General features: G+C 71.9%; 25 protein-coding genes and 1 pseudogene. 13 read left to right on the top strand and 13 right to left on the bottom strand.

Features of this window, described 5'->3' with window-relative positions; genetic code table 11:
• Positions 1 to 12 precede the first annotated feature (12 nt).
• Together D7223_RS32580 and D7223_RS24915 are read right to left on the bottom strand one after the other, a co-directional pair.
• The gene (locus D7223_RS32580; protein WP_147252601.1) at positions 13 to 360 is read right to left on the bottom strand and encodes a hypothetical protein; all 348 of its coding nucleotides are present in this window, start codon (positions 358 to 360) and stop codon (positions 13 to 15) included.
• Entirely contained in the window at positions 357 to 545 is a 189-nt protein-coding gene (locus D7223_RS24915; protein ID WP_238162199.1) for a hypothetical protein, read from the bottom strand. Before D7223_RS24915 ends, D7223_RS32580 begins: the two co-directional genes overlap by 4 nt.
• Before the next feature lie 1,469 nt (positions 546 to 2,014).
• On the opposite strand from D7223_RS24915, the pseudogene D7223_RS24905 reads away from it, so the two are divergent.
• From D7223_RS24905 to D7223_RS24895, 3 genes and pseudogenes are all read left to right on the top strand, one after another.
• A pseudogene (locus D7223_RS24905) lies at positions 2,015 to 2,356 on the top strand (LacI family DNA-binding transcriptional regulator); the annotation flags it as partial.
• Positions 2,357 to 2,692: 336 nt separating this feature from the next.
• Entirely contained in the window at positions 2,693 to 5,176 is a 2,484-nt protein-coding gene (locus D7223_RS24900; RefSeq protein WP_120730879.1) for a non-reducing end alpha-L-arabinofuranosidase family hydrolase, read from the top strand.
• Between the two features lie 174 nt (positions 5,177 to 5,350).
• Positions 5,351 to 5,701, top strand: coding sequence for a DoxX family protein (locus D7223_RS24895; RefSeq protein WP_120730878.1), 351 nt, complete (start codon positions 5,351 to 5,353; stop codon positions 5,699 to 5,701).
• Here the strand turns inward: D7223_RS24895 and D7223_RS24890 are convergent.
• Positions 5,679 to 6,659, bottom strand: coding sequence for a helix-turn-helix transcriptional regulator (locus D7223_RS24890; RefSeq protein ID WP_120730877.1), 981 nt, complete (start codon positions 6,657 to 6,659; stop codon positions 5,679 to 5,681). The genes D7223_RS24895 and D7223_RS24890 overlap by 23 nt on opposite strands.
• 61 nt (positions 6,660 to 6,720) lie before the next feature.
• Between D7223_RS24890 and D7223_RS24885 the strand changes: the two genes are divergently transcribed.
• From D7223_RS24885 to D7223_RS24875, 3 genes are read left to right on the top strand one after another with little or no spacing between them, the layout of a single operon-like run.
• Complete coding sequence (locus D7223_RS24885; RefSeq protein WP_120730876.1) at positions 6,721 to 7,305, top strand: DinB family protein; 585 nt, start codon at positions 6,721 to 6,723, stop codon at positions 7,303 to 7,305.
• 1 nt (position 7,306) lies between these two features.
• Entirely contained in the window at positions 7,307 to 7,744 is a 438-nt protein-coding gene (locus D7223_RS24880) for a VOC family protein (protein ID WP_120730875.1), read from the top strand.
• 45 nt (positions 7,745 to 7,789) lie between these two features.
• Positions 7,790 to 8,758, top strand: coding sequence for a zinc-binding dehydrogenase (locus tag D7223_RS24875; RefSeq protein WP_120730874.1), 969 nt, complete (start codon positions 7,790 to 7,792; stop codon positions 8,756 to 8,758).
• 29 nt (positions 8,759 to 8,787) lie between these two features.
• Here D7223_RS24875 and D7223_RS24870 read toward each other — a convergent pair whose 3' ends face one another.
• Together D7223_RS24870 and D7223_RS24865 are read right to left on the bottom strand one after the other, a co-directional pair.
• Positions 8,788 to 9,387 carry an ATP-dependent Clp protease proteolytic subunit gene (locus D7223_RS24870; RefSeq protein ID WP_120731015.1) on the bottom strand — a complete coding sequence of 200 codons (600 nt, stop codon included), beginning with the start codon at positions 9,385 to 9,387 and terminating at the stop codon, positions 8,788 to 8,790.
• A 133-nt stretch (positions 9,388 to 9,520) separates the two neighbouring features.
• A complete protein-coding gene (locus tag D7223_RS24865) occupies positions 9,521 to 10,054 on the bottom strand; it encodes a helix-turn-helix domain-containing protein (protein WP_120730873.1) in 534 nt (177 codons plus the stop codon).
• A 166-nt stretch (positions 10,055 to 10,220) separates the two neighbouring features.
• On the opposite strand from D7223_RS24865, the gene D7223_RS24860 reads away from it, so the two are divergent.
• Entirely contained in the window at positions 10,221 to 11,240 is a 1,020-nt protein-coding gene (locus tag D7223_RS24860; protein ID WP_120730872.1) for a potassium channel family protein, read from the top strand.
• 30 nt (positions 11,241 to 11,270) lie between these two features.
• Here D7223_RS24860 and D7223_RS24855 read toward each other — a convergent pair whose 3' ends face one another.
• Positions 11,271 to 11,747 carry a MarR family winged helix-turn-helix transcriptional regulator gene (locus D7223_RS24855; RefSeq protein ID WP_120730871.1) on the bottom strand — a complete coding sequence of 159 codons (477 nt, stop codon included), beginning with the start codon at positions 11,745 to 11,747 and terminating at the stop codon, positions 11,271 to 11,273.
• 84 nt (positions 11,748 to 11,831) lie between these two features.
• On the opposite strand from D7223_RS24855, the gene D7223_RS24850 reads away from it, so the two are divergent.
• Positions 11,832 to 12,479, top strand: a complete 648-nt coding sequence (locus D7223_RS24850) for an FMN-dependent NADH-azoreductase (RefSeq protein ID WP_120730870.1) — start codon at positions 11,832 to 11,834, stop codon at positions 12,477 to 12,479.
• A 93-nt stretch (positions 12,480 to 12,572) separates the two neighbouring features.
• Here D7223_RS24850 and D7223_RS24845 read toward each other — a convergent pair whose 3' ends face one another.
• The 3 genes from D7223_RS24845 to D7223_RS24835 all read right to left on the bottom strand — a co-directional run bounded on the left by D7223_RS24845 (position 12,573) and on the right by D7223_RS24835 (position 17,169).
• Positions 12,573 to 13,607: a 2-oxoacid:ferredoxin oxidoreductase subunit beta gene (locus tag D7223_RS24845; RefSeq protein ID WP_120730869.1), complete on the bottom strand. Its 1,035-nt coding sequence runs from the start codon at positions 13,605 to 13,607 to the stop codon at positions 12,573 to 12,575.
• A complete protein-coding gene (locus D7223_RS24840) occupies positions 13,600 to 15,447 on the bottom strand; it encodes a 2-oxoacid:acceptor oxidoreductase subunit alpha (RefSeq protein WP_120730868.1) in 1,848 nt (615 codons plus the stop codon). Before D7223_RS24840 ends, D7223_RS24845 begins: the two co-directional genes overlap by 8 nt.
• A gap of 255 nt (positions 15,448 to 15,702) precedes the next feature.
• Entirely contained in the window at positions 15,703 to 17,169 is a 1,467-nt protein-coding gene (locus D7223_RS24835; protein WP_120730867.1) for a hypothetical protein, read from the bottom strand.
• A gap of 130 nt (positions 17,170 to 17,299) precedes the next feature.
• On the opposite strand from D7223_RS24835, the gene ndhC reads away from it, so the two are divergent.
• Positions 17,300 to 17,677 carry an NADH-quinone oxidoreductase subunit A gene (ndhC, locus tag D7223_RS24830; protein WP_120730866.1) on the top strand — a complete coding sequence of 126 codons (378 nt, stop codon included), beginning with the start codon at positions 17,300 to 17,302 and terminating at the stop codon, positions 17,675 to 17,677.
• Between the two features lie 17 nt (positions 17,678 to 17,694).
• Here the strand turns inward: ndhC and folP are convergent, their stop codons facing one another.
• A complete protein-coding gene (gene folP / locus D7223_RS24825; RefSeq protein WP_120730865.1) occupies positions 17,695 to 18,564 on the bottom strand; it encodes a dihydropteroate synthase in 870 nt (289 codons plus the stop codon).
• Positions 18,565 to 18,802: 238 nt separating this feature from the next.
• Here folP and D7223_RS33715 point away from each other — a divergent pair, with 238 nt between their 5' ends.
• Together D7223_RS33715 and D7223_RS24815 are read left to right on the top strand one after the other, a co-directional pair.
• Complete coding sequence (locus D7223_RS33715; RefSeq protein WP_238162197.1) at positions 18,803 to 19,522, top strand: DivIVA domain-containing protein; 720 nt, start codon at positions 18,803 to 18,805, stop codon at positions 19,520 to 19,522.
• Positions 19,519 to 20,016 (top strand): SRPBCC family protein, encoded by a 498-nt coding sequence (locus D7223_RS24815; protein WP_120730864.1) that lies wholly within the window; start codon positions 19,519 to 19,521, stop codon positions 20,014 to 20,016. The genes D7223_RS33715 and D7223_RS24815 overlap by 4 nt, the downstream gene beginning before the upstream one ends.
• Positions 20,017 to 20,026: 10 nt before the next feature.
• On the opposite strand, the gene D7223_RS24810 is transcribed toward D7223_RS24815, so the two are convergent.
• Positions 20,027 to 20,914 carry a sterol desaturase family protein gene (locus tag D7223_RS24810; RefSeq protein WP_120730863.1) on the bottom strand — a complete coding sequence of 296 codons (888 nt, stop codon included), beginning with the start codon at positions 20,912 to 20,914 and terminating at the stop codon, positions 20,027 to 20,029.
• A gap of 118 nt (positions 20,915 to 21,032) precedes the next feature.
• Between D7223_RS24810 and D7223_RS24805 the strand changes: the two genes are divergently transcribed.
• Both D7223_RS24805 and D7223_RS24800 read left to right on the top strand, forming a co-directional pair.
• Positions 21,033 to 21,605, top strand: a complete 573-nt coding sequence (locus D7223_RS24805) for a DNA-3-methyladenine glycosylase I (RefSeq protein ID WP_120730862.1) — start codon at positions 21,033 to 21,035, stop codon at positions 21,603 to 21,605.
• A 22-nt stretch (positions 21,606 to 21,627) separates the two neighbouring features.
• The gene (locus tag D7223_RS24800; RefSeq protein WP_120730861.1) at positions 21,628 to 22,251 is read left to right on the top strand and encodes a hypothetical protein; all 624 of its coding nucleotides are present in this window, start codon (positions 21,628 to 21,630) and stop codon (positions 22,249 to 22,251) included.
• A gap of 7 nt (positions 22,252 to 22,258) precedes the next feature.
• Here D7223_RS24800 and D7223_RS24795 read toward each other — a convergent pair whose 3' ends face one another.
• Together D7223_RS24795 and D7223_RS24790 are read right to left on the bottom strand one after the other, a co-directional pair.
• Positions 22,259 to 23,500, bottom strand: a complete 1,242-nt coding sequence (locus D7223_RS24795) for a DUF1501 domain-containing protein (RefSeq protein WP_120730860.1) — start codon at positions 23,498 to 23,500, stop codon at positions 22,259 to 22,261.
• Between the two features lie 18 nt (positions 23,501 to 23,518).
• A partial coding sequence (locus D7223_RS24790) for a DUF1800 family protein (protein WP_120730859.1) occupies positions 23,519 to 23,928 on the bottom strand: 410 nt, incomplete at its 5' end.

Genomic DNA, 23,928 nt, shown 5'->3' with positions numbered 1-23,928 from the left:
ACATTGGTTCAATCACCTGTAGATCCTTGTTCCGGGCATTCCCGGACATCTCGTCCTCGCCGCGGTCGACGGCGGGGTAGGTGGCGTCGAGGCGGGCGTCGGTGTGCCGGTAGTAGCCCGCTGTGCGTTGCAGGGCATCGGGGACGTGTTCAGCAGCTGCACCAGGTGGGTCAGCCGCCTGGTCATCTCGTCGACGAGTTTCTGATGCGCCGGCCACGCCTCGTTGAGCAGACCTTGCCCGTGCCAGGGCATGTCGGTGTGTTTGGTGATGTAGGCCTTCGCTGCCTGGGCGTCGGCGCTGGCTTCGGTCATGCGGCTGGCGGCACGGTCCAGAGCACTGGGCTCAACAAAGAAGCTCAAGACAACCGATCCCCGATCACACCCGTCACGACGAGCAGGACGGCTGCGATGAGTAGCGCGAGATCCATGACTCTGCCGCGTCGCTTGGCCTCCACGTTGCTGGGCGCCCGGTAGACGCCAAGGCCCATCGCCGCAGCGGTACCCAGCGGCACCGCCACCGACCGGAAACGGAAGAACGACGCCAACCGTCGAAGGCCCCGTCACTGCCGGAGGTAACCAGCTGGTAGACGAGGAACCCGAGACCCAAGACGCAGAAGAAGAACTGCACCATCGACAGCAGCGCGATGCCACGGCGGAAGTCATGCCACTGATCAGGACTCTCCGGTGATCTAGTCGCCGGATCGGTCTGCCCGGTCTCACTCACGGCTGCACCGTGCCGCAGCACGACCACGCACCGCGATTCCATGCCTACCCATATGGTCATCTGCTTCACCAGCGGCGTTCCCTGGGGGTAGTAAGGAGTGCGCTGCCGGCCTGCCCTGCGGGCGGCCTACGGTCGTCCTCGGACACCCGCAGCACGGTGCCGATGGGTCCGATTCCATCCGATGCGAACGGCGCTCGCGGCTTAGGGGTTCCAGTCCCACCAGTACACCAGAGATGTACAGCAACCGGCCCGCTCGCGACTGGCGCCAATGCGACCAAAGGGGCAACTGGCAGCTGAGGCAACCACTCCAGAACCGCACTGTCCGGAGCTACTACGTATCAGGAGGCCGAGGTCAATACGGCTTGCACTGCAGCGCTTGCGGTTCCGCCCTGCGGGCGGCCTCCGGCCGTCCTCGGGCAGCCCGCAGCGCCCATCGCTGCGGTCACGGACCATTCACGGACTGATCTTGATCCTGTCGTTCCGATGATTGGCCCGTCGCTGCAGGTCAGCCGTCTTCGCCCAGCACGGTCTGTACTCCATTCCTAAACCGTGTGTCGCAGGTTCGAATCCTGCCGGGGGCACCTCGAAGATCAGCCAAACGACATCTGAGCAGCGGGTACGTTGCCCCGGTCGATCGGCCAACCTGCGCAGCCCGATGGGTCGCCGTGTACCGGACGGGCGTCAAGCCCGCCTTGACCCCGTCCGGATCTCGTGCAGCAGCCAGTTCGCCGCACGGAGCCCGGCAGCACCGATAGGCCCGCGTGCAGCCGGTCGGATCACACGTTGATTGCCGCAGCACCCGGTGCGGGGGATCACGCCTCCCGCGTTGAGGAAGTGGCGGCTGTGGCGAGCGCCTCCGCGACGCACTCATAGTCCTTGGCCAGCCGGCCGACCAGGCGCCGATCGGCCTCGAACGCCTGGACCAACCCACGCACCAGGTCGCGAATCCTGTCCTCGTGCGAGGGGTGACGGTTACGAGGATGCCGCCGATGAAAACTGTGCCAACGCCGTAGTCCGACGTCGACCAGTCGCTCACGGTCGCTTGGCGAGGGGATGGGACATCCCTGATCCCACAGGTCGGCTAACGCCGTCAACGCGACTGCGCGAGGTGGTTGAATCATCCTCGCCTCCCGTTGTTCCCGACAACCTGTCGCGACCGTACGGCTGTCCGCGCAGCAAGCCGGCCGTCCACGGTGGGGGCAGCGGCAGCAGAAACGTGCGGCCGTCCGCGGTGAGCGTGCAGAGTACGGGCAACGATCCTGATCGGCGGGTGAGGCAACCGACCCGCAGGATCAGGCCAGGACCCGGGCGCTGGATCTGTTGAGCCGGCCGGATCGTCCGACTGCGATCTTCGCGGCCAACGACCTGCAGGCGCTCGGCGTCTACCAGGCGGCATGGCGTCTGGGGCTGCGGATCCCGACCGATGTGAGCGTGGTGGGCTTCGACGAGCTGCCGCTTGCCGCCCTGGTCGATCCTCCGCTGACCACTGTCCATCAGCCTCCCGTCGAGATGGCCGTCGTCGCCACCACGTTGGCGCTCGCGCTGAGCCGCGGGGAGCGGACGCCTCGACGCGGGTTGGAGTTGGCGACGACCCTCACGGTCCGGCAGAGCACGGCACCGCCCGGGGCCTGATCAGCGGCGGTGCGTCGGCATCCGCCACCGCGCGGTCACGTGATGACCGGTCGTCGCCGTCCGGGCCCAGGGCTCTGGCTGAGCCGGCTCTGGCCCGACAAACTTTCGCTTGAGATTCCGGTAATTTTCTGAAAATCTGAGTTCATCGATTTGTGTGAGCGCTAACAAGGCCTGCCGCACCGCTGGTCACACCGACGAACCCGGGAGGTGCCCGCACCGACCAGCACGAGGTCCATCTCCGCAGCCACCACCAGGCCGAGCGGAGCGATCGGACCGACATCACCGGCTCGTGTCCGAGCTGACCTATTTCGTACCACCATCCCTTGGAGGATCAGCATGATCTCCCGGACCCGTCCCCCCGGGCATCGACGTCGAACTCTCTCGGTTTCCGGCGCGGCCGCGCTTGTCGCGCTCTTCGTGCTGTCGTTGCTGCCGACTCTCGCCCACGCCGCCGAATCCACCCTCGGTGCGGCCGCCGCCCAGTCGGGCCGCTACTTCGGCGCCGCCGTCGCGGCGAACAGACTCAGCGACGGTACGTACACGACGATCCTGAATCGGGAGTTCAACAGCGTCACTCCCGAGAACGAGATGAAGATCGACGCGACCGAGCCGCAGCAGAACCAGTTCACCTTCACCAACGCGGACCGGATCGTCAACCACGCCATCAGCCGGGGGATGAGGGTACGCGGCCACACGCTGGCCTGGCATTCCCAGCAGCCGGGCTGGATGCAGAACATGTCCGGCAGCGCCCTGCGTTCGGCGATGCTCAACCACGTCACCCGGGTCGCCACCTACTACCGCGGCAAGATCGATTCGTGGGACGTGGTGAACGAGGCGTTCGCCGACGGCTCCACCGGCGCCCGGCGTGACTCGAACCTGCAGCGCACCGGCAACGACTGGATCGAGGCCGCGTTCCGGGCCGCCGACGCGGCCGACCCGAACGCCAAGCTCTGCTACAACGACTACAACACCGACAACTGGTCGCACGCCAAGACCCAGGCCGTCTACAACATGGTCCGCGACTTCAAGGCCCGTGGCGTGCCGATCGACTGCGTCGGCTTCCAGTCGCACTTCAACGCCAACTCGCCGTACCCGAGCAACTACCGCACCACCCTGTCGAGCTTCGCCGCGCTCGGCGTCGACGTCCAGATCACCGAGCTGGACATCGAGGGCTCCGGCAGCAGCCAGGCCACCGCTTTCCGGAACGTGGTCAACGACTGTCTCGCCGTGGCGCGCTGCAACGGCATCACCGTCTGGGGCATCCGGGACACCGACTCCTGGCGGGCCAGCGGCACGCCGCTGCTCTTCGACGGCAGCGGCAACAAGAAGCAGGCGTACGACGCGACGCTCAGCGCGCTGAACAGCGTCACCCCGAACCCCACCCCCACTCCCACCGCCACCACCCCGCCACCGAACCCGGGTCCGATCGACGTGACCGCGTGGTACGAGCTGGTCAACCGCAACAGCGGTAAGGCGCTCGACGTGTGCGGCGTGTCCACCGCGGACGGCGCCTGCGTCCAGCAGTACGGCCGCTCCGGCGGCCAGAACCAGCAGTGGCAGTTCGCCGACTCCGGTGGTGGCTACTACCGGCTCCGGGCCCGGCACTCCGGCAAGGTCCTGGACGTCAACAACTGGTCGACCGCGGACGGCGCGCCGATCGTGCAGTGGAGCGACCACAACGGGGCGAACCAGCAGTTCCGGGTGGTCGACACGAGCGGCTACGTCAAGCTGATCAACCGCAACAGCAACAAGGCCCTGGAGGTGCAGGGCGCGTCCACGGCGGACGGGGGCGCCATCGTGCAGTACGCCGACTGGAACGGGACGAACCAGCAGTGGCAGCTGGTCCGGGTCGGTGGACCCACCACTCCGCCGCCGACCACTCCGCCGCCGACGACGCCGCCGCCGGGTGGTACGTGTGCGTTGCCGTCGTCGTACCGGTGGTCGTCGACGGGTGCGTTGGCGCAGCCGAGGTCGGGGTGGGTGTCGTTGAAGGACTTCACGCACGCGCCGTACAACGGTCGGCAGTTGGTGTACGGAACCACGCACGACACCGGCACCACGTGGGGCTCGATGAACTTCGGCCTGTTCGACAACTGGTCGCAGATGGCCTCGGCCAGCCAGAACCAGATGCCCTTCGCCGCCGTCGCACCCTCACTGTTCTACTTCGCCCCCCGCAACATCTGGGTGTTGGCCTACCAGTGGGGTGGACCGGCGTTCTCCTACCGCACCTCCACCGACCCCAGCAACGTCAACAGCTGGTCGGCGCCGCAGACCCTGTTCTCCGGCAGCATTTCCAACTCCGGGACCGGGCCGATCGACCAGGCGGTCATCGGTGACGGCACGAACATGTACCTGTTCTTCGCCGGGGACAACGGCCGCATCTACCGGGCCAGCATGCCAATCGGGAACTTCCCCGGCAGCTTCGGCTCGAACTACACCACCATCATGACCGACACCACGAACAACCTGTTCGAAGGCGTGCAGGTCTACAAGCTCGAAGGCGAGAACCGGTACCTGATGCTCGTCGAGGCCATCGGCGCGCAGGGGCGTTACTTCCGGTCGTTCACCGCTACCAGCCTCGGCGGCACCTGGACGCCGCAGGCGGCGACCGAGAGCAACCCGTTCGCCGGTAAGGCCAACAGTGGCGCGACCTGGACCAATGACATCAGTCATGGGGAGTTGATCCGGACCAACGCCGACCAGACGATGACGGTCAACGCCTGCAACCTGCAACTGCTGTACCAGGGCCGGTCACCGAACTCCGGTGGCGACTACGGCCTGCTGCCCTACCGGCCCGGTCTGCTGACCCTGCAACGCTGACCGACCGGACACACCACCACCACCCCGGTCACGATCGGGTGAGAACCGACGCGGCGGGCCCGGCACCAGAGCCGAGCCCGCCGCGCGCGGTTGCCGTGCACCCTCGCAGCCGGGGTGCGGTCACATCCTTCCGGGCCGGCCCGTCAGTAGGGCAGCAGCCCACTGAGGAGGGTCATGTTCGCCGCCCACGTCACGGTCACCGTCGTCGCCGCGTTCTTCACCGGCAGCGCCGCCGTCACCTATCTGATCGGCCACGACTATCCGAAGGCCCAGGCGGACATGAAGCGCGTGCCGAGGTCGTGGGTGCCGGTGTTGGGCCTGCTGCTGGCGGCGGGTTCTCTGGGACTGGTGGCCGGCTTCTTCGTACCGCTGCTGGGGACGCTCGCCGCCGCCGGCCTCGTGCTGTATTTCGTCGGCGCGCTCGTCGCGCACCTGCGGGTGGGTTCCCGTCAGCTCGTAGGCTGGGCGGTGTTCTTCTCCACCGTGCTGGCCGCACTGGCCGTCAACCTGGCCTACCACTGGTGAGCCCGGTGCCGGCCATCGCGGTGAGGCGACGGACGAGCCGGGCGGCGGCGTCGCGCAGCTCCGGCGGCTCCAGCACCTCCGCGTCGAAGCCGAGCCGGGCCACGTGCACGGCGAGCCATTCCAGGTCGTCCCCGCCGACGACGAGCACGCACCACCCGTCGCGGTCGTCCTCGACGCGCCCCACCTGGGGCGGCACCAGTTCTCTCACCTGGTCGGGGCGGGCGTGCACCCGCACCCGGGCGGAGTACCGGTACGGCGCCTCGGCGACGGACCGCTGCACGTAGGCGACCGGGTCCGGGTGGTCGGCCGGCCGGAAACGCCAGGTCGTCGCCGCCACCGCGCGCATCCGGTCCAGCCGGAAGGTGCGCCAGTCGTCGCGGTCGACGTCCCGGGCCATCAGGTACCAGCGGCGGCCGGTGGTGACCATGCGTACCGGTTCCACCGTGCGTTCGCGTTCCGCGCCGTCGCGGGCGGCGTACCGGAACCGGACCCGGACGGCGTCGCGACAGGCCCGTGCCAGCGTCACCAGCAGCTCCGCGTCGATCTCGATGCCGGGACCGACCAGGGTGTCGGTGGCGTCGTGCACCGCCCGCACCTCGGCCCGCAGCCGGGACGGCATCACCTGGTCGAGCTTCGAGAGGGCCCGCAGTGCCGCCTCGCCCGCCCCGGACACCGTGCCGCCGGCCGCCAGGCGCAGCGACACCGCCGTCGCGATCGCCTCCTCGTCGTCCAGGAGCAGCGGCGGCAGCCGGGTGCCCGCGCCGAGCTGGTAGCCGCCGCCGACGCCCGCCGTGGCGTGCACGGGGTAACCGAGCGCGCGCAGCCGTTCCACGTCGCGACGGACCGAGCGGTCGGTGACGCCCAGCTCGGCGGCGAGCTGGGCGGCGGTCCACGACGGCCGCCGTTGCAGCAGCGCCAGCAGCCGCAGCACCCGCTCGGTCGTCGTCTCGACGCTCACCCGCCGATCGTTGCACAGATCACGGACCGATCCTGTCCGCTATTCACGGAAGGCTGGGCCCATGACCGACCTGACCTGGAACCCCCTGCTTCGTGATCAGATCACCTGGCACTGGACCCACCAGTTGCGCAGTCGTCTCGACGGGCTGACCGACGACGAGTACCGCTGGGAGCCGGTGCCCGGCTGCTGGAACGTACGCCCGCGGGGCAGCGGCGACGCGCCGATGCGGGTCGGGTCCGGCGCGATGACCATCGACTTCGCGATGCCGGAGCCGGAACCGCCACCGTTCACGACGATCGCCTGGCGGCTCGGGCACGTGATCGTCGGCGTGCTCGCGGTGCGCAACGCGGCGCACTTCGGCCGCGCGCCCACCGACTACGGTTCCTTCGAGTACGCCCCGACCGCCGCCGGAGCGCTGGCCCAGCTCGACGCGGAGTACGCGACCTGGCTGGCCGGTGTCGAGTCGCTCGGTGCGGAGGGTCTGACCCGCCCGTGTGGACCGGCGGAGGGGCCGTACGCGGATCGTCCGCTGGCGACGCTGGTGCTGCACATCAACCGCGAACTGATCCACCACCTGGCCGAGGTGTGCCTGCTGCGCGATCTCTACCGGCACACTCACCCGAAGAACCGACAGGAGGCGAGCTGAGATGGCCCGCGACGTACAGATCACTTTCAGTTGCGCCGACCCGGCCGGGCTGGCGGCGTTCTGGGCCGACGCCCTCGGCTACCGGGTGCAGGGCCCGCCGGAGGGCTTCCAGTCCTGGGACCAGGCGCTGGAGGCGTTCGGCGTGCCGCCCGAGCGCCGCAACGACGCGTCGGCGGTGGTCGACCCGGAGGGGGCCGGTCCCCGGGTGTTCTTCCAGCGGGTGCCGGAGCACGAGCAGGTCCGGAACCGCGTACACCTCGATCTGCGGGCCGCCCCCGGGCTGACCGGCGAGGCCCGGATGGCGGCCCTGGAGGCGGAGGCCGGACGGCTGGTCTCCCTCGGTGCGACCCGGGTGCGGCGGCACGAGCCCGCCGCCCCGCTGGAGGCCGGCCACATCGTGCTCACCGATCCCGAGGGCAATGAGTTCTGTCTCGACTGAACGGGGCATTGACCTCACGCTGGGTTGAGGATGTCGGATGGTGGCATGCGTGCGATCCGGCTCCACGACTTCGGCCCGGCGACCAACCTGGTGCTCGACGAGCTGCCCGACCTGATTCCCGGTCCCGGCCAGGTACGCGTCGCCGTCGAGGCCAGCGGCGTGCACCTGCTGGACACCGCGCTGCGCCGGGGCGAGGCGGGCCCGATGCCGTTGCCGGAGCTGCCCACCGTCCCCGGGCGCGAGGTTGCCGGCGTCGTCGACCAGGTCGGCGGGGGCGTCGACGACTCGTGGCGGGGGGAGCGGGTGGTGGCGCATCTCGGCATGGTCCCCGGCGGGTACGCCGAACAGGCGGTGACCGACGTCGGGACGCTGTTCCGCGTACCGGAGGCACTGAGCCTGCCGGAGGCGGTGGCGGCGGTCGGCACCGGCCGGACCGCCCTCGGCGTCGTGGAACTGGAACCACCGGCGGCGGACGACGTGGTGTTCGTGCCGTCCGCCGCCGGGGGGATGGGGTGGTTGCTGGTCCAGGCCGCGCGGCGCGCGGGCGCCACGGTGGTGGCGGCGGCACGGGGCGCCGCCCGCACCGGGCGGGTCCGTGAACTCGACGCCGACCTGGTCGTCGACTACGGCACGCCGGAGTGGCCCGAGCGGGTACGCGACCAGGTCGGCGGGCTGTCCCTGGTGTGGGACGGTGTCGGCGGCGCGGTGGGGCGGGCGGCGCTGGAACTGGTGCGGCCCGGCGGCCGGTTCATGATGTTCGGCCGGTCCTCGGGCGAGGCGACACCCCTCGACGAGGACGAGCTCGCCGGGCGGGGGATCACCGCCGGGTGGCTGCTCGGGCAGCGGATGGGTGCCCTGCCCGGCGGCATTCCCGGTCTCGCCGCGCGGTCACTGGAGCTGGCCGGGCGAGGGTGGTGGCGTCCGCTGGTGACGACCTACCCGCTGGCCGACGCCGCCACCGCCCACGCCGACCTGGAGGGCCGTCGCGCCCTGGGCAAGGTGGTGCTGGTGTGAGGAAGTGGCCCTCGCACCACACACCACGTTCAGCTCGACGGAAGCTGCTCGGCCCGGGTGACGACCTGGTCGATCAGGCCGTAATCCCGGGCCTGCTCGGCGGTGAACCACCGGTCCCGGTCCCAGTCCCGCTGGATCTCCTCCAGCGTCCGGCCGCTGTGTCCGGCGATCAACTCCTGCATCGTGTGCTTGACGTGCAGCATGTTCTCGGCCTGGATGGTGATGTCGGCGGCGGTGCCGCCCATCCCACCGGACGGCTGGTGCATCATGATCCGCGAATGGGGCAGCGCGTAGCGCTTGCCGGCCGCACCCGCGCACAGCAGGAACTGCCCCATCGAGCCGGCGAACCCCAGGGCAAGGGTGGCCACGTCGTTGCGGACGTAGCGCATGGTGTCGTAGACGGCCATCCCCGCACTCACCGAGCCGCCCGGTGAGTTGATGTAGAGGAAGATGTCCCGCTCGGGATCCTCCGCCGCGAGCAGCAGGATCTGCGCACAGATCTGGTTGGCCGACGCGTCGGTCACCTCGGTGCCGAGGAAGACGATCCGTTCCCTCAACAGCCGCTCGAAGACCTGGTCGCCGAAGGTCGGCTGCCCGCCGTCCAGCATCCGTACACCGTCGCTGATCATCATTGCCTCCCGACGCCGGCGGGCGAGATCCCGACGCGCCCCGGAACCGGCCATCCCAGCCTGCGGGGCACGGCGGGTGGGCTTCCAGTGATTCTGCCGGCGGCAGATCCGCCCACGGCAGAACCGGCCGGCGTCAGACGGCGGTCGACCCCCGCCGGCCCGCCACGCTCCGCTGGCCCGCCGCGACGACGAAGGTACGCGGACCCGCGTACCCGAGGCGCAGGGAGCCCGACGCCCGACGGCGCCGCGGGTCCGGGTGGCTCGGGCCAGCCGGCACGCCGACGCGGGCGACCGGCCCGGTGCCGCCCGGTCCCCGCTGGAGCAGCGGCCCGGTGCGGGCGCGGGTCGGCGACGCGGTGGCGCCACCCCGGCGGGCCACCGGCAACCGGTTCGCCCCGCTCAGGTCGGCCCGCGGGCCGGTCGGCACCCGCGGCTCGACCCGGCGCAGGTCGTCCCGGGCCTCCTCGAGCAGGTCGGAGAGGCGGATGCCGAGCGCCCGGCAGATCGCCGCGAGCACTTCCGAGGAGGCCTCCTTGCGGCCGCGTTCGACCTCGGACAGGTAGGGCACCGACACCCCGGCGGCCGCGGCCACCTCACGCAGGGTGCGGCCCTGACGCAGCCGCAGCCGGCGGAGCACCCCGCCGATCACTCGTCGCAGCAACGACATGCCGGCCTCGCTCTCCCCCGTCGTCGGACACCTGCCACCATCATGCCCGTTGAGCCGGATTCGCGTGGCCCCCGGCCGTCGAGGACGCGGCCCGGGCGTGCGACGTTCCGGGTAACGGCTATCTTGTGGGCGTGCAGCCGACAGCGGAGCCCGGGCAGGTGCCACGGTGATCCATTTCCCGGCCCAGCGGCGTGGCCCGCTGAGCGCGCTGAGCCTGCGCCTGGCCGCCGCCCTGGGACTCATCCTCGCCAGCGTGGCGGTGGTCTGGTTCGACCGGGACGGCTACCGGGACGCCTACGGCGAGGACGGGCTGACCCTGCTCGACTGCTTCTACTACGTGGTCGTGTCGCTCTCCACCACCGGATACGGCGACATCACCCCGGTCAGCGCGACCGCGCGGCTGATCAACGTCATCTACATCACCCCGGCCCGGGTGCTCTTCCTGATCATCCTGGTCGGCACCACCCTCGAAGTCCTGACCGAGCAGTACCGGACCGGCCGACGCCTGAACCGGTGGGAGAAGATCGTGAAGGATCACGTCATCATCTGCGGCTACGGCACCAAGGGCCGCAGCGCGGTCTCCGCCCTGCTGGAGAACGGCCTGGACAAGTCCCGGATCGTGGTGGTGGAGCGCAGCGGTCCCGCCCTGCGCCAGGCGACCTCGGCGGGACTGGTGGCGATCGAGGGGTCGGCGACCCGTTCGGTGGTGCTCAACCAGGCGCACGTACGGTCGGCCAAGGCGGTCATCATCGCCACCGACAGCGACGACGCCTCGGTGCTGGTGGCCCTGACCGTACGCCAGTTGACCGCCGGCCAGGTCCGCATCATCGCGGCGGCCCGGGAGGCGGAGAACGCCCCCCTGCTCAAGCAGAGCGGCGCCCACCACGTGATCGTCTCCTCGGCCACCGCCGGTCGGCTGCTCGGCCTGTCCACGTCGGCGCCGCCGCTGATCGACGTCGTGGAGGACCTGCTGACCCCGGGCCAGGGCATGGCCCTGGCGATGCGTTCCGCCGAGCGCAGCGAGGTGGGCAAGTCCCCCCGGGAGCTGGACACCCTCGTCATCGCCCTGGTCCGCCGGGGCAAGGTGGTCACCCTGGCCGACCGGGCCGGCGCGATCATCGAGACCGGCGACATGCTCGTCCACGTACGCGACGACCGCCCCTCCACCAGCACCCCCACCCCGTAGGACCCCGCCCCCAGCCCCGGTGGGGTGGGGTCAGCAGGTGGGGGGGTCGTCCGTCAGGGCCTCGGTGCAGGTGGTGGCGCCGCCGGTCGCGCGTTTGAGCAGCTCGTAGAGCATCTCGCGTTCGGCGGGGGCCAGTGCGCCGAGCACCTCGTTCTCGGCGGAGGCCAGAGCGCATTCCGCCTCGCCGAGCCGTTTCGCGCCCGCCGCGGTGAGGGCCACCACGTGTCGACGCCGGTCCTCGGGGGAGCGCCGTCGCTCGGCCAGGCCGGCCGCCTCCAGTTCGTTCAGCAGGCCGACGACGTTCGTGCCGTCCATCTCCAGGGTGCCGGCGAGCGCCTGCTGGGTGGTGCCGCCGCTGTCCCGCAGCACGGTGAGCGCCACCAGGTGCCGTGGGCGCAGACCGAGCGGAGTGAGCAGCGACTCCGACCGCAGCCGCATCCGGCGGGCCAGGTGTTCGAGCAGCGCGCCGGACCGGTGCTCCGACTGGTCGGGGTGCGCGGCCTGCATGTGACCCACTTTACCTGGGGGACAGAAGGTCGCCCTGCTATAAATAGTTAGCGCTACACAAACGATCTGTGGAGGGTTAAGCGAATGGCACACCTGTTGCACATCGACTCCAGCATCCGGGGCGAGCACTCCGTGAGCCGCCGGCTCACCGCACGAGCCGCCGCCGCCTGGCGAGCCGCCCATCCCGCTGGCACGGTCACCTACCGGGACCTCGGTCGGGAGCCGCTGCCGCACCTCGACGAGGCCGGCGGCCTGGCGCGGATGACGCCGCCGGATCAGCACACGACGGAACAGCGCGCCTCCTGGACGTTGACCGAGCGACTGGTGAACGAGATCAAGCAGGCCGACACCGTCCTGCTCGGCCTGCCGCTCTACAACTTCGGCGCGCCGAGCAGCGTGAAGGCCTGGGTCGACCACCTGATCGCGCCGGGGCTGGCGTTCGACCCGGCGACCAGGGGCGGCCTGCTCGGTGACCGGGAGTTCATCGTGCTGGCCAGCCGGGGCGGCGGCTACGGCGCGGGCAGCCCGCGCGAGGGGTGGGACCACGCCGAACCGTGGCTCCCGCACGGTGTGTCGATGACCGGACTGGCGCCGCGATTCATCGTCACCGAGCTGACCCTCGCCCCGGTGGATCCGGCCATGGCCGAACTGGTGCCGCTGCACGAGGCGAGCCTCGCCACCGCCGAGCGCGAGATCGACACGCTCTGGACGCCGGTCTCGGCCGCCGCGTGAGTCACGCCCGGGCGGGACGCCCGGGACCGGAGGTACGGCGAGGGGCCCGTTCCGCGCGGAACGGGCCCCTCGCCGAGTCGGTCGGACCGACGCTCAGTCGATCGTCCAGGTGTCCCCGCTGTTGAGCAGGGACGCGAGCTGCTGCTCCGGCGTCTCCGTGACGCCCGACCGGGCGGCGGCGAGCTGCTCCTGCACCACGCTGTCGTAGGACGGGCGGTCGACCGCACGGAACACCCCGATCGGCGTGTTCCGCAGGTCCAGGCCGGGCAGCCGGGACAGGGCGAAGGCGTACGCCGGGTCGGTGACGGTGGCGTCGTGCACGACGATGTCCCCGGCCGGGGTGGCCGCGGTGTCGCGGACCTCGAGGCCGAAGCCGCCGGGCGGGTGGACGACGCAGAACCGGCCGTCGGCGCCGAACGTGATCGGTTGCCCGTGCTCCAGCCGGATCAGGTGGTCGTCCCGGATGCCCGGATCCTTGAGCTGGTCGAACGCGCCGTCGTTGAAGATGTTGCAGTTCTGGTAGATCTCCACGAAGGCCGAGCCCTGGTGCTCCGCCGCCGCGCGCAGCACCGACTGGAGGTGCTTGCGGTCGGAGTCGATGGTCCGCCCGACGAAGGTGGCCTCCGCGCCGAGCGCCAGCGACAGCGGGTTGAACGGCGCGTCCGCCGAGCCGACCGGGGTCGATTTGGTGATCTTGCCGACCTCGGAGGTGGGCGAGTACTGGCCCTTGGTCAGGCCGTAGATCCGGTTGTTGAACAGCAGGATCTTGAGGTTGACGTTGCGGCGCAGCGCGTGGATCAGGTGGTTGCCGCCGATCGAGAGCGCGTCGCCGTCCCCGGTCACCACCCACACCGACAGGTCCGGGCGGGTGGCCGACAGACCGGTCGCGATGGCCGGCGCGCGGCCGTGGATGGAGTGCATCCCGTAGGTGTTCATGTAGTACGGGAAGCGCGACGAACAGCCGATCCCGGACACGAACACGATCCGCTCGCGGGGGATGTTCAGCTCCGGCATGAACTGCTGGACGGCGGCCAGGATCGCGTAGTCACCGCAGCCGGGGCACCACCGGACCTCCTGGTCGGACTTGAAGTCCTTGGCGGTGAGCTTGAGGGCGACGGGCTCAGACATTCTTCAGGACCTCTTCCAGCATCGTCTCCAGCTCGACGGCCGTGAACGGCAGGCCGCGGACCTGGTTGTAGCTGATCGCGTCGACCAGGAACCGCCCCCGGATCACCTGCGCGAGCTGGCCCAGGTTCATCTCGGGGATGACCACCCGGTCGTACGCGGCCAGGACCTGCCCGAGGTTCGCCGGCATCGGGGCGAGGTGCCGCAGGTGCGCCTGCGCGACGGACAGCCCCCGCTGCCGCAGGCCGCGGCACGCCGCGCCGATCGGACCGTAGGTCGAGCCCCAGCCGAGCACGAGCACCCGGGCGTCACCGTCCGGGTCCTCCACCTCGATGTCCGGCACCGGGATCGTCTCGATCCGGGCCGCCCGGGTGCGGACCATGAAGTCGTGGTTCGCCGGGTCGTATGAGATGTCCCCGGTCTTGTCGGCCTTCTCCAGCCCGCCGATCCGGTGCTCCAGGCCCGGCGTGCCCGGAATTGCCCACGGCCGGGCCAGGGTCTCCGGGTCCCGCAGGTACGGCAGGAAGGTGGTGCCGTCCTCGCCGTTGGGCGCGCTCGCGAACTCCACCCGCAGGTCCGGCAGCGACTCGACGTCGGGCAGCAGCCACGGCTCGGAGCCGTTGGCGACGTAGTTGTCCGACAGCAGGAGGACCGGCGTGCGGTAGGTCAGCGCGATCCGCGCCGCCTCCAGCGCCGCGTGGAAGCAGTCCGCCGGGGACCTCGGGGCGATGACCGCCACCGGCGCCTCGCCGTGCCGACCGAACAGGGCCATGTTCAGGTCGGCCTGCTCGGTCTTGGTCGGCATGCCGGTGGACGGGCCGGCCCGCTGCACGTCGACGATCAGCAGCGGCAGCTCCAGCGCCACCGCCAGGGAGATCGTCTCGCTCTTCAGCGCCACACCCGGGCCACTGGTCGTGGTGATGCCCAGCGCCCCGCCGTAGGAGGCGCCCAGCGCCGCGCCGACCGCCGCGATCTCGTCCTCGGCCTGCATGGTCAGCACGCCCAGCCGCTTGTGCTTGCTCAGCTCGTGCAGGATGTCCGACGCCGGGGTGATCGGGTAGGCGCCGAGGAAGACCGGCAGGCCGGAGCGGACCCCGGCGGCCACCAGGCCCAGCGACAGGGCGGCGTTGCCGGTGATGTTGCGGTAGGTGCCCGAGGGCATCCGAGCCGGCTTGACCTCGTAGCGGACCGCGAAGTCCTCGGTGGTCTCGCCGAAGTTCCAACCGGCCTTGAACGCCGCCTTGTTCGCCGCGACCAGCTCGGGTCGCTTGGCGAACTTGCGCTCCAGGAACCGCAGGGTCGACTCGTACGGACGGGAGTACATCCAGGACAGCAGCCCGAGGGCGAACATGTTCTTGGCCCGCTCGGCGTCCTTCTTGGACACCTCCAGCTCGGCCAGCGCGCCGACCGTCATCGAGGTCAGCGCCACCGGGTGCACGACGTAGCCGGCGAGCGAGTCGTCGTCCAGCGGGTTGGCCTGGTAGCCGACCTTGGCCAGGTTGCGCCGGGTGAACTCGTCGGTGTTGACGATGATGTCCGCGCCGCGCGGCAGGTCGGCCAGGTTGGCCTTCAACGCCGCCGGGTTCATCGCCACCAGCACGTTCGGTGCGTCGCCCGGGGTGAGGATGTCGTAGTCGGCGAAGTGCACCTGGAAGCTCGACACCCCGGGCAGCGTGCCGGCGGGAGCGCGGATCTCGGCCGGGAAGTTGGGCAGCGTGGAGATGTCGTTGCCCAACTGCGCCGTCTCCGAGGTGAACCGGTCGCCGGTCAGCTGCATGCCGTCGCCGGAGTCGCCGGCGAAACGGATGACGACCCGGTCGAGTTGACGGATCTGCTTGGTCACGCCCGCACCCCGTTTCGCCCGCCGCGGTCGCACGGGCGGCCGTACCTGATGGTGACCTCGCCTTGCCCGGCCACGTGACCTCCTTGACGCACCCTGTACCGCACCGCCGTGGCTGTCCGGCCCGCTGTCGTTACTCACCTGAGAGCCTACGTCGGATCTTCTGGTCAACTGGCCGGGAGGTCCGCGGGCTGGGACCGGATTCCGCGGGGTTTCGTAGCCTTCTGTGGTGCTTTGCGACGTGGGCCGTAATTCAGATCACCGGTCGCCGATGGCCGGCCCCGAGGTCGTGCCCCCGGTCATCCGTCGACGCAGCGAGGTGGTGGCGAGCGCGAGGGCCAGCACCACCAGGAGCGTGGAGACCACGATGAGGACGACCGCGGTGCGCTGGACCGACGACATCCCACCCCCGGCGCCCGATCGCGCACCGGCCGCCAGCACGCCCTGCGAGCCGGTGGGCGCGGGCTCGTACGCCGCCGGGGTGGCCAGGGCCGCCACCGCGGTGATGCGGAAGGTCATCTGGACCTGCCGGGTCGGCCCGCTGCGCGGGTCGAGCTTCCCGACCACCGCACCGGCCAGCGGAGCGTCGCGCTGCGCCTCCGGCGTCGCGGCCACCGGCAGACGCACCACGGCGGTCCGTCCCGCCGCCACCGTGCCCAGGTCGCAGCGGGTACGGGTCGGGTCGACCACGACGCATCCGGCCGGGGGCGCCGCCACGGTCACCCCGGACGGCAGGATCACCTCGATCCCGCCGGCGGCGTCGACCGTGCCGGTGTTGCCCAGCTCGACGTCGAGGCCACCGGTGGTGCCGCTGATGTCGAAGGCGACCTCACCCGCCTTCAGCCGGATCCCGGGGATCGGCGGGCCGGGCGGGAACAGGAGGGCGAAGCCCTCGTTGTCGCTCACCGTGTCACCGCCGCCGGGGGCGTTCGCGGTGACCTGTACCGAACCGCTGAGCGGCATCTGCCGCCAGGCCTGGCCGTCGATCCGCACCCGCACCGTGGTGCTGAACCGCGCGCCCGGCTCGCTGGTCCACGCGCCGCAGCGGTACCCGCCACCGCCGGTCGCGGCGCAGCCCGGCGTGCCGGCGTCGGTGACCCCGGCCGGCAGCGTGTAGCCGAGCCGGATCTCCTGGGCGATCCGGCCGGTGTTGGCGATCGTGACCCGCAGGTCGGCCACCGTCGACGGGGCGTTCCAGTACGCCGGCGTCAGGGTCAGGTCGCCGGTCGTCACCTGGACGCCGAGCGGGCTGGCCGGCGGGGCGCCGGGAACCGGCGCGGCCGGCGGCACCGGCGGACCGGGGGACACCGGCGGTGCCGGCGGCGGCGGCGCCGGCGCCGCCGTGGTCGGCGCGGCGGTGGTGGGTGCGGTGGTCACCGGCGCGGGCGGGGCGGCGGTGGTCGTCGGCGCCGGATCGGTGGTGGGCGGCGGGGGCGGGGACGTCTCCGGCTCGGTCGGTGGCGGGCTGGTCGGTAGCGGCTCCGGCTCGATCGGGGGCGTGGTGGGCGGCGCGCCGCCCGGGTCCCCGGTCGGTTCGGTGCCCGGTTCCCCGCCGGGTTCGACCGGGTCGGCGGTGGTGGCCACGACCCGGTCGAGGGTGGGCGCGGCGGCGGCGAGTCCGGGTACGGCGGCGACGGCCAACCCGATCGCCAGGGAGAACACCAGCAGGGGCGCGGTGCGCGGGGGGCGCGCCCGGCGGCCGGTTCGGTGGTCCACGCGGGCCATCTGTCCTCCGTGACGAAGAGTGAGTATCCAATATTCGGTAATCGTTGCCCCGGTGCACTAGTCCTGACCGGAAACAACTTCGTAACGTGTTCGGGGCGGACCACCGGCCGGGACGGTAGGCTGACCGACCGTGACCGGATACCTGGGCTCGTACGCGACGCTCGGGCTGTTGCTGCTCGCCGGCGTCCTCTTCTTCGTTACGGCGTTCTCGGCCAACCGGGTGTTACGCCCGGCCCGTCCGGCCGACCCGTTCGGCAAGCGGACGGCGTACGAGTGCGGTCTCGACCCGGTCGGCGGCGACTGGGCCCAGATGCAGATCCGTTACTACGTGTACGCGTACCTCTACGTGTTGTTCGCGGTGGAAGCCGTGTTCCTCTTCCCGTGGGCGGTGGTCTTCGACCGGCCCGGCTTCGGGATGGTCACCGTGGTGGAGATGGCCGTCTTCGTGGCGGTACTCGCCCTGGGCATCCTCTACGCCTGGCGGAAGAACATCCTCCGCTGGACCTGACCGGGCGGGTCAGGCGCTCACGCCAGGCCGCGCCGGGTCACCGCCGGCGGGCGGTCGCCCCGGATCGAGGCGACCATGTCCAGCACCCGGCGGGTGGGGCGCACCTGGTGGGCGCGGAACACCCGGGCGCCGAGCCAGGCCGACACGGCCGTTGCCGCGAGGGTGCCCTCCAGCCGCTCGGCGACCGGCAGGTCCAGCGTCTCGCCGACGAAGTCCTTGTTCGACAGCGCCACCAGCAGTGGCCAACCGGTGCCGGACAGTTCGTCCAGGCGGCGGGTGATCTCCAGCGAGTGGCGGGTGTTCTTGCCGAAGTCGTGTGCCGGGTCGATCAGGATGCCGTCGGGGCGTACCCCCAGGGCGACCGCGCGCTCGGCGAGCCCGGTCACCGTCGCGACCACGTCCGCGACGACGTCGTCGAAGGCGGCGCGGTGTGGCCGGGTCCGGGGCGCCAGCCCGCCGGCGTGCGAGCAGACTAGTCCGGCGCCGGTCTCCGCCGCGACCCGGGCCAGCGCCGGGTCGGCGCCGGACCAGGTGTCGTTGAGCAGGTCCGCCCCGGCCGCGACGGCCTCCACCGCCACCTCCGCCCGCCAGGTGTCGATGGAGATGACCACGTCGGGGAAGGCGGCCCGGACCGCGGCGATGGTGTCCACCGTCCGCCGGATCTCCTCGGCCACGTCGACGTCGGCACCCGGACCGGCCTTGACCCCGCCGATGTCGATGATCTCGGCACCCTCGGTCACCGCCCGCTCCACCGCCCGCAGGGCGTTGTCCTGCGCGAAGGTCGCCCCCCGGTCGAAGAACGAGTCCGGGGTGCGGTTGACGATGGCCATCACGGTCAGCTCGCCGGGGCCGAACGTCCGCCCGCCGAGCCGAAGGGCCCCGGTCATGCCGCCTCCCGAAGATCCGAACCCATGCTGCCGCCGACCCGAAACGCTAACCGCTGCCGGTCGGGCCGCTCGCCACGACCCCGCTGGCGTCCGAGGTGGCGGTTTCCCGGAAACAGTGGCCTCTCTCGGGGGGACGACCACTGTTTCCGGGAAACCGCGCCGGTGTCCGGCGCGCGGGGACGACCTGCGGTGACGTGGTGGGCTCGCTCTGGGCTCTTCGACGTGCCACGATCTGTGCATGGGTGAGGTGCTGCTCCTGTTGGTCGTGGCGTTGACCGTCGCGGCGGTCGTGTTCGGGGTGACGGTGCTGGTCACCGGCCGGGATCCCGGCCTGTCGCCGGCCGAGCCGGACGGTCATGCCGTACCGCTGCCGGGTGCCCGTCCGCTGCGCGAGTCCGACGTCGGCGGGGTCCGTTTCGACACCGCCCTGCGCGGGTACCGGATGGCCCAGGTCGACCAGGCGATGCGCCGGGCGGCCTACGACATCGGCTACAAGGCGGAGCTGATCGGCGTGCTGGAGGCGGAGGTCAACGCGTTGCGCGAGGGACGGACCGCCGACGCGGACGCGCTCCGCGAGGCCCGCGCGCGGTCGGCCGGAGCCGTCGCCCCCGACAACCCGGACGCGACCGCCGAAGCGGTGCCGGCGGGTGCGGCGTCGGTCCCGAACGGTACGACCGACGCGGCGTCCCCCATCCCGGCCGCCGCCACCGACGCCGTGCCCACGACCGGCGCGCTCCTGACCGACGACGCGGACACCGCACGGGAGGACTCCTCGACCCCGACGGGCGGCACCGACACCGCCCCGGGTGCGGACGCCCCGCCGCTGCGGCTCGGCACCGCACCGACCGACACCACGTCCCCGGAGCGGGACGAGGTCACCACCGGAGGCGACGACTCGACGGACCCGGTGGACGGGGCCACCCGGCGCGGGCCGGCCGTCCGGTCGGAGTCGGCGTGACCGGGCGCCCGGGCGCCGACGACCTCGGCGAGGTCGCCCAACCGGGTGCCGGTGAGATCACCGCGACCGTGATCGTCGACGCGCCGGCCGAGCGGGTCTTCGCCGCCCTGGTCGCCTGGGAGCGGCAGTCCGACTGGATCCCGTTCACCACGGTCAAGGTCGTCGAGGGCGACGGCGGCGAGGGCAGCCTGATCGAGGCGGTCACCGCGATCGGGCCGGCCGTCCTCCGGGACGAGATGCGGGTGGTCCGGGTCGACGCGCCGTACGAGGTCGGTGTGGTCCACTGCGGCAGGCTGCTGCGCGGGCCCGGTGTGCTGCGCTGCACCCCGCTGGAGCGGAACCGCACACAGGTGGTCTGGCACGAGTGGTTCCACCTGCCGGGCGGTGCCGCCGGCCGGCTCGCCTGGCCGTTGCTCTGGCCCGGCTCGAAGGTCAGCCTCACCCAGGCGCTGAAGAAGTTCGGCCGCATGGTCGAGCAGGGCCGCATCCCCTGACACCCCGGCGTCAGGACACCCGGAGCCGATCGACGGCCGGGTCGGACGCCGGCGTCGTGGCGGTGGATCCGGTGGGCTGCCAGCCGGGTCCACGGAACAGATGGCCCGCCCGCTCCCGCCACGTCCGCGCCGCGCGGAGGTCCCGGGCGATCGAGGCGTACTCGTGGAAGGCCACCCGGACCGGGTTGTACGTGCCGATGTTCTTGGTCAGCCCGTAGACGCAGCGGTCCCGTTCCGGCGCGAACGAGCCGAAGAGGCGGTCCCAGACGATGAGGATGCCGCCGAAGTTGCGGTCCAGGTAGCCGCCCTGCGAGGCGTGGTGCACCCGGTGGTGCGACGGGGTGTTGAAGACGAACTCGTACCAGCGGGGCATCCGGTCGATCCGCTCGGTGTGGATCCAGAACTGGTAGAGCAGGTTGACCGAGCCGCAGAACGCGACCACCGCCGGGTGCACCCCGGCGAGGATCATCGGTACGTAGAACACCCAGCTGGTCAACCCGGTCCACGGCTGGCGCAGCGCGGTGGACAGGTTGAACCGCTGCGACGAGTGGTGCACCACGTGCGACGCCCAGAGGACGCGGACCACGTGGTGACTGCGGTGCGACCAGTAGTAGCAGAAGTCCTGGGCCAGCAGCACCAGCGGCCAGCTCCACCACACCTCCGCCACCCGCAGCGGGGTGAGCGTGTAGAGCAGCGCGTACGCCGCCGCGATCGGGATCTTCCACAGCAGGTCGGTGAAGACGCTGCCCAGGCCCATCGCCAGGCTGGTGGCGGTGTCGGCGGCGCCGTAGCCGGCCTCGTCGTCGTCGCGGTGCAGCAGGTACGACACCCGTTCCAGCACGATCAACAGCAGGAAGGCGGGGATGGACCAGGCGATCACGTCCGGGAAATCCCGCATGCCACGACCTCCCCCGTCCGGTGCCGGCAGCCACCGCTGCCGATGGGTGACACGCACCTTAGGCAGCGTTCGGGTCCGGGGCAATGGCCCTGTCGGTGGGGTGTCCTAGCGTGAGGGGGTGACTGACCTGGTGACCGGCCCCGACGGCCTGCCCCGCTGCGCCTGGGGCGCGAGCACCCCGGACTACGCGGTCTACCACGACACGGAGTGGGGGCGACCGCTGCGCGGCGACGACGCACTCTTCGAGCGGATGACCCTGGAGGCGTTCCAGTCCGGCCTGTCCTGGCTGACCATCCTGCGCAAGCGGCCCGCGTTCCGACTCGCCTTCGACGACTTCCACATCGAGACGGTGGCCGGCTACACCGAGGCGGACACCACCCGGCTGCTCGCCGACGCCGGCATCGTGCGCAACCGCGCCAAGATCGAGGCGGCGGTGGCCAACGCCCGCGCCGCGCGGGAACTGCCCGAGGGGCTGTCGGCACTGCTCTGGTCCTTCGCGCCGCCACCCCGGCCGGCCCGGCCCGACTCGTTCGCACAGGTGCCGGCGCTCACCCCGGAGTCCACCGCGATGGCCAAGGCGCTCAAGAAGCGCGGTTTCCGCTTCGTCGGCCCCACCACGGCGTACGCGCTGATGCAGGCCACCGGGATGGTGGACGACCACCTTGTCGGCTGCCACGTCGTGGCGACCTGAGATGGCGTGATGGGATGGGGGCATGAGCACCGACACCGCGTACCGGGCCGAGCCGACCCGCCCGGCGGGAGAGCCGGGCGCCTGGGCCGTGCTGCTGCCGTCGGGGCGCTACGAGGCCGAGCGACTCGTGCACCACGACACGCTGGAGCTGACCGGGCTGGACGGCGCGGCCCGGCCCCGGCGGGGTGACGAGGTCGCCGTGCTGGCCGACGCGCCGCCCCGCCTGGTGGCCCTCGGCCGGGTGGTGACCGGCGGCGGGCAGCACCGGGAGGACCCGGACGACCCGCAGACCGACCGGTTCGGCGGGACGCTGGTGGTCGCGTACACCCGGCGGGTCTTCGACGAGCCGGTACCGGCCGACGCGCTGGCCCTCGACGGGCCGGTCACCGCGCTGGACCCGGCGGCCTTCCGGGCGCTCGCCGACCAGGTCGGCCCACCGGCGCACCGCCGGTCCTGGCTGGTCAGCCTGGACCTGCCGATCGAGGCCGACTCGCCGGCCGAGGCGGTCCGGCTGTTCTGGGCCTACGTGCAGGAGCTGGGGCCGCGCGAACTGCCGGCCTTCGTCTCGCCGTCCGGTGACGAGCTGGCGATGCAGGCGTTCGTGCTGGGCGCACAGGCCAACCAGGATCCGGAGGAGGAGGACTGACCCGTCCTCACAGCACGCCGGTCAGCCGGCCGCGCCAGCCGGCCAGCACCGCGCCCGGGTCGGTGTCCAGCACCTTCTCCAGCAGCGTGGCGTAGACGTCCCGGAAGTCGGTGGTGAACTTCAGGTCACCGTCGTCCAGGTCGGTCAGGCTCGGCGCCTCCCCGTACAGGCCGCCCCGCACGCCGGGCCCGAGCAGCAGCACGTTCGAGGCGGTGCCGTGGTCGGTGCCGTCCGAGGCGTTGGCGCGGACCCGCCGGCCGAACTCGGAGTAGACGGCCACCACGACCTTCCGGCCGGCCTCGGTCCGGGCCATCCGGTCGGCGAAGGCGGTCACCGCCCGGTCCACCTGCCCGAGCAGGACCTCCTGCAACTGCTTCTCGTCGGCGTGGGTGTCGAAGCCGCCGAGGGACACCGAGAACGCGCGGGTCGCCACCCCGGCCTCGACGCACTGGGCGACCAGGTCGAGTTGGGCGTCCAGCGGGGTGCGGGCGCCGCCGGTGGCGGTGGCGGGGGCCGACTCGCCCTCCGCTTCCTGCTCGTCGGCGCCGGCCGCGTCGCGTACCTCCCGGACCATCTCGTCGACGGACCGCAGGTCGGCGAAGCAGGCGGCGGCCCGGGCCCGCGCGGCCGACTCGCCCGCCTCGGCGGCGGCGAGCGCGGCGAGTGCCGGCTCGGGCAGGCCTCGGCCGGTCTTCCGCTCGGTCACCGGCACCGAGGCGCCCGCGCCGCGCTCGCCGGCCAGCAGCGGCGGCAGGGCCGGCTCGAACGACACCGCGAGCCGGGGGTCGCCACCGGCGGTGTCCAGCCACCGGCCGAGCCAGCCGGTGGTGCCGGGGCGCTCCGGGTCGGCGGTGTGCCAGATGTCCATCGACCGGAAGTGGCTGCGGTCCGGCTTCGGGTAGCCGACCCCGCGGACCACCGCCAGCTGGCCCTCCCCGTGCAGGCGGTGCAACCCGGTCAGCGCCGGGTTGAGGCCCACCTGGTCGTCCAGGCGCTTCACCTGCTCGCCCTGGTACGCCAGTTCGGGGCGGGCGGCCCGGTAGGCGGGGTCGGCGTACGGGATGACGGTGTTCAGCCCGTCGTTGCCTCCGTACAGGGTGACCAGGACCAGGGTGCGGGCGTCCGGGTCGCGGTCGCCGGCGGTGGCGAGCAGGTCGTCGAGGCGGTACGCGGCGGCGCCGGCCGCGAGGGCGGTCGCACCGACCACGCCGCTCGCCACCAGGAACCGCCGTCGGGTCACGGTGTCCATCGGTTGCTCTCCTCCGGCTCAGCTGACGGTGTACTCGGGACTGACCAGGCCGGCGGCCAGCAGCCTGCGGGGCTCCTTGGCCAGCGGCGCGAGGGCGGCCCGGGTACGCGCGCTCCAGGCGTCGACCACGAGCAGCCGGGCCAGCGCGTCCGGCCGCCCGTCCGGTGGCGCGGCGGCCAGCCGGTCCAGGGCGGCCGGGGCCGCGACCGTGGCCAGCAGGGTGGCCAGCCGGAGCCGGGCCTGCAACGACGAGGTGGTCAACCAGGCGGTGCCGGCCGGCCACCCGCCGACGCTCGGCGGGCGCAACGGCACCTGGTCCATCGCGTTCAGGCCGGCGAGCACCTGCCGGCGGCGCTGCTCGGGCAGGGCCGAGGGTCGCACGCCGAGCTGCCGCAGCGCCCCCACCAGCCACTCGACGGGCTGCTTGA

The organism is Micromonospora endolithica, assembly GCF_003626595.1.
GTDB classification, from domain to species: Bacteria; Actinomycetota; Actinomycetes; order Mycobacteriales; family Micromonosporaceae; genus Micromonospora; species Micromonospora endolithica.
The sequence above is the reverse complement of the archived record's forward strand: the minus strand, read 5'-3'. Positions and strand labels throughout refer to the sequence as shown.